The organism is Dietzia sp. HMSC21D01 (assembly GCF_001815995.1).
GTDB classification, from domain to species: Bacteria; Actinomycetota; Actinomycetes; order Mycobacteriales; family Mycobacteriaceae; genus Dietzia; species Dietzia cinnamea.
Map to the genome: position 1 here is coordinate 1 of NZ_KV823854.1, position 4,289 is coordinate 4,289.

5 protein-coding genes are annotated in these 4,289 nt (G+C 71.4%); 4 read left to right on the forward strand and 1 reads right to left on the reverse strand.

The window, feature by feature from the left end:
• Positions 1-183: 183 nt before the first annotated feature.
• Positions 184-780 (reverse strand): TetR/AcrR family transcriptional regulator, encoded by a 597-nt coding sequence (locus HMPREF3086_RS06240; protein WP_061228078.1) that lies wholly within the window; start codon positions 778-780, stop codon positions 184-186.
• A gap of 259 nt (positions 781-1,039) precedes the next feature.
• Between HMPREF3086_RS06240 and HMPREF3086_RS06245 the strand changes: the two genes are divergently transcribed.
• The 4 genes from HMPREF3086_RS06245 to HMPREF3086_RS06260 form a co-directional block, all read left to right on the forward strand.
• Entirely contained in the window at positions 1,040-2,134 is a 1,095-nt protein-coding gene (locus HMPREF3086_RS06245; protein ID WP_061228079.1) for a flavin reductase family protein, read from the forward strand.
• A gap of 106 nt (positions 2,135-2,240) precedes the next feature.
• Positions 2,241-3,383, forward strand: a complete 1,143-nt coding sequence (locus tag HMPREF3086_RS06250; protein WP_061228104.1) for a fatty acid desaturase family protein — start codon at positions 2,241-2,243, stop codon at positions 3,381-3,383.
• A 45-nt stretch (positions 3,384-3,428) separates the two neighbouring features.
• Positions 3,429-3,680 (forward strand): hypothetical protein, encoded by a 252-nt coding sequence (locus HMPREF3086_RS06255; RefSeq protein WP_061228080.1) that lies wholly within the window; start codon positions 3,429-3,431, stop codon positions 3,678-3,680.
• 102 nt (positions 3,681-3,782) lie between these two features.
• A partial coding sequence (locus tag HMPREF3086_RS06260) for an RNase H family protein (RefSeq protein ID WP_305790930.1) occupies positions 3,783-4,289 on the forward strand: 507 nt, incomplete at its 3' end.

The window sequence follows — 4,289 nt, forward strand, 5'->3', positions numbered from 1 at the left end:
CGGGCGCGGCGGACACGGCGGACGTCGGCGGCTCGCTGCTGGGGCGCTACGGGCCGTGGCTGGGGCTCGGTGCAGCCGGACTCGTGGTACTGGCAGGCGCGGTGCTGGCGCTCCGCTCGCGACGTTGAGCGGGTGGCGCGGCCGGGGACGCGGGCCGGATGGCGTAGGGGACACCGGCCGCGATCAGGAGACGGCGGCGCCGGTGAGAATGACCCGCAACCGCGCCGCGCACTCGTCGCGCGCCGTCCGCGCCGCGTAGCCGACGGAGACCTCCACGAGGAGACGGAGTAGGACGACGACGACGAGGTCGGCCGCGATGTCCACGGCGGTGCCGTCCGCTCCGGAGAGCGTCTCGAGTCGGCCCAGGGTTATCCCCAGCCGACGACGCGCGGAATCGACGGCCGTCGTGAGGACGCGATGATCGGGGTGAGCGGTGTCTGCCAGCCCGCGGGCGAACATCCCCCAGGTCTGCGGATCCCGGGTCGCGGCGTCGGCGGCGCGGCCCGGCCAGTCGGTCGCCGGGTCCTCGGTCGGGGTGGAGACCAGCTCGTCGACGAACGCGCCGAGCACGTCCGCCGCGCCGGCCGCGAGCTCGGAAGCCAGGTCGTCGACCGATTCGAAGTGCCGGTAGAACGCGGTGGGCACGATGCCCACCTCGCGGGCGAGCTCGCGGACGACGAGCCCGGTGAATCCGCGGGACGCCACCGCGTTCCGGCCCGCCTCCACGATGAGTGCACGCGTGTGCCGCTTCTGCTCCGCTCGCGTCCTGGGGGTCGTCACGGGTCCGATCCTATCGACTATCTGCTGGGACCGCTCAGACCGGCCACGTCGCCAGATCGTCGCACAGGCCACCGCCGCGGGGGTCTTTTCATTTCAGAGAACACCTGTACACTCACACTCGTCCGGTGGTCGAACCGGGCGGACGCGCCCCCCGGGACGCGACCACGCCCCCGGGGGTGTGAGGCGCGAGGACCACACAGGGGCGAGCGCGGCCGACGGTGCACGACCACACCGACCCACACTTTCCACGGAGGTCCCCATGACCGCCCCGCCCCTTCGCCGACTCTTCTCCCGACGCCTCACCCGCACCCTGCTGACGCCGCATCCGGTCGAGCACTACGTCCGCTCGCTGGGCGTGGCCTGGTCGGACGACCCCACCGGCGCGACGGTCGTGGCCGTCGACCGGCCCGTCCCCGACGTCACCGTGCTCACCCTGCGACTGCCCACCGGCGTCCCGAGGCCCGCCCCCGGCGGCGCGCTCGAGATCGGCGTGGTGATCGACGGCGTCGTCCACCGCCGCCACTACTCCCCCGTCGACCCGGCGTCCCGCGCCGACGGGCTCGCGACCATCGCCGTCCGTCGCCATCCCGGCGGCACGGTCTCCGAGTACCTGTGGGCCGACGCGGCGGCCGGGACGCGACTGCTGCTCGGCAACCCGGCCGGGGAGATGGCGTTGCCCGAGGTCCGCCCGGCCGACGTGCTCCTGGTCAGCGGCGGTAGCGGCATCACGCCGATGCTGGCGATCGCCTCGACCCTGGCCGCAGAGCAGCACTGCTCCGGCGCCGGCCGCGTGGCCTGGCTGCACTATGCCCGGCGTGTGCAGGACGTGCCCTTCCGCGACCGGCTCCGCCAGCTGTCGCGCGCGGGCATCGACGTCCGCGTGGTGCCCACCGCCGGAGGGTCCACGCCCGACGGCCTGGCCGGCCACCTCAGCGCCGGGCACCTCGAGGCGATCGCCCCGTGGCACCGCGACGCGACGGTGTTCCTCTGCGGCCCCGATCCCCTGGCCGGCGGGCTCGCGGAGACGCTCGGCGCGGAGCGCTTCTCCGGCGTTCTCCGCGAGCGCTTCACCGCTTCGAACGGGCCGGTCCCGGACGGCGACGGCGGCACGGTGACCCACCTGCGCAGCGGAATCACCGCCCGCAACGAGGGCACCACGCTGCTCGAGGGCGCGGAGGCCGCGGGGTTGAGACCGCAGCACGGGTGCCGCATGGGCATCTGTCACACCTGCACGGCCGTGCGTCGCTCCGGCGCCACGCGCGACCTGCGGACCGGCGAGGTCGACGCCACGCCCGGCTGCCACGTCCAGATCTGCGTCAACGCGCCCGTCGGCGACGTCGAGATCGAACTGTAGACACCACCAACCGGATCCCGACCCGGAAAGGAACCGCATCATGGCTCTCCTGCAACTCCCCACCCTGCGTCCCAGAAAGCCCGCGGCGCCGAAGAAGGCCGCGAAGATGTCCGCGAAGAAGTCCGCTCTCGCGCCCGAACCGATCGTCCTGTCCGCCGAGTCGGTGGAGATCATCGGCCGCGAGCTCGACGCGATCCGCGACCGGGTCGTCGCCGACCTCGGCACCGCCGACCGTGACTACATCCTGCGCGTCGTCCGCACCCAACGTCGTCTCGAACTGACAGGCCGCGGCCTGATGTTCCTCGGCTTTCTGCCGCCCGCGTGGCTGGCCGGTGTCGCGGCGCTGAGCGCGTCCAAGATCCTCGACAACATGGAGATCGGCCACAACGTCATGCACGGCCAATACGACTGGATGCGCGACGACATGCTCCACTCGTCCAGCTTCGAGTGGGACAACGTGTGCCCCTCCGACCAGTGGCGACACTCGCACAACTACATGCACCACACGTACACCAACATCCTCGACCTGGACCGGGACATCGGCTACGGCCTGCTGCGTATGGAGTACGAGCAGAAGTGGACCCCGCTGCGTCTGGGCAACCCGGTGTACGCGTTCGCGCTGATGATGCTCTTCGAGTGGGGCGTGATGCTCCACGACCTGGAGTACGACAACGTGCTCAAGGGCAAGCGCAAGTGGTCCGACGTCAAGGGCCTCGTCGCCGGCTGGTGGCGCAAGGTGCGCGGCCAGGTAGCGAAGGACTACATCGTCCACCCGGCGCTGACCGGCCCCCTGTTCCCGCTGACGTTCGCCGGCAATCTCACCGCCAACCTCGTGCGAAACGTGTGGGCGTTCTCGGTGATCTTCTGCGGCCACTTCCCGTCCGGCGCGCAGGTCTTCACACAGGAGGAGACGGCCGAGGAGACGCGCGGCGAGTGGTATGTGCGCCAGATGCTGGGCTCGGCCAACATCTCCGGCAGCCCGCTGATGCACCTCGCCACCGGCAACCTCTCCCACCAGATCGAGCACCACCTGTTCCCGGACCTGCCCGCGCACCGGTACCCGGAGATCGCGGTCGAGGTGCGCCGGATCTGTGAGGAGCACGGGCTGCCATACAACACCGGGCCGCTGTGGAAGCAGGTCGGCTCGGTGTGGGTCAAGATGTTCCGCCTCGCCCTGCCGCTGCCGCCGAAGCCGGAGGACGCGCCCGCGGTGATCATCGAGCGCAGGAAGGCTCCCTCCGCCGCCTGAGTCGCGGGTACCGTCAAAGGCCACCATCGACGAGGGGAGCGGTCCGTGAGCGACTTCGAACGCAACAAGGACCAGGTCCAGGCGGGCGTCCAGGCGGGGGCGTCGCTGGTGGGTCGGATCGCGGTCATCGTCACCGACGCGGTCGGGTCGATCGCCAAGGAGATCGGCGACTTCGTCACCGAGGGCATCGAAATGCGTGAGGCCGCCCGAATCTCCCGCCGCGAGGAGCGGCAGCGCACCGCGGACGAGCCGCTGATCAACCTCGACGGCATCGAGGACGGCGACCTGCAGGGCTGACCGGCGACCGGCCGCTTCCCGGGGAGAGGCGGCCGGTCGGCCCCCGTGGCCCCCCGTGGCCGGTGCGAAGTGGCGCCGGCCACGGTGGCAGGATCCCATGTCGTGACGATCATCGCCGCCGCGGACGGCTCCGCTCTCGGAAACCCCGGTCCTGCCGGATGGGCCTGGTATATCGACGACTCGACCTGGCGCTGCGGTGGCTGGAAGCGCGGCACCAACAACCAGGGCGAGCTCACCGCCGTGCTGGACCTGCTGCGCCAGACCGCGCACACCGATGAGCCGCTGCACATCCTGTGCGACTCGCAGTACGTCATCAACTCGGTCACCAAATGGATGAAGGGCTGGAAGCGCAAGGGCTGGAAGAAGGCCGACGGCAAGCCCGTGCTCAACGTCGAGGTGATGAAGGCCCTCGACGAGGCGATGCAGGGCCGCGAGGTGACGTTCGAGTGGGTCAAGGGGCACGCGGGCCACGAGCTCAACGAGAAGGCCGACGCCCTGGCCAACGGCGCCGCCAAGGCGCACTCGTCGCGCAAGGAGCCTGAGCCCGGGCCGGGCTTCCCGGGTGCGACGGCTGTGGGCGCGGGCGAGGACCCGGCCGTTCCCCCGCCC

Coding starts and splice junctions, on each gene's coding strand:
- HMPREF3086_RS06250 (WP_061228104.1), top strand. CDS start 2,241: ATGTCCGCGAAGAAGTCCGCTCTCGCGCCCGAACCGATCGTCCTGTCC.
- HMPREF3086_RS06245 (WP_061228079.1), top strand. CDS start 1,040: ATGACCGCCCCGCCCCTTCGCCGACTCTTCTCCCGACGCCTCACCCGC.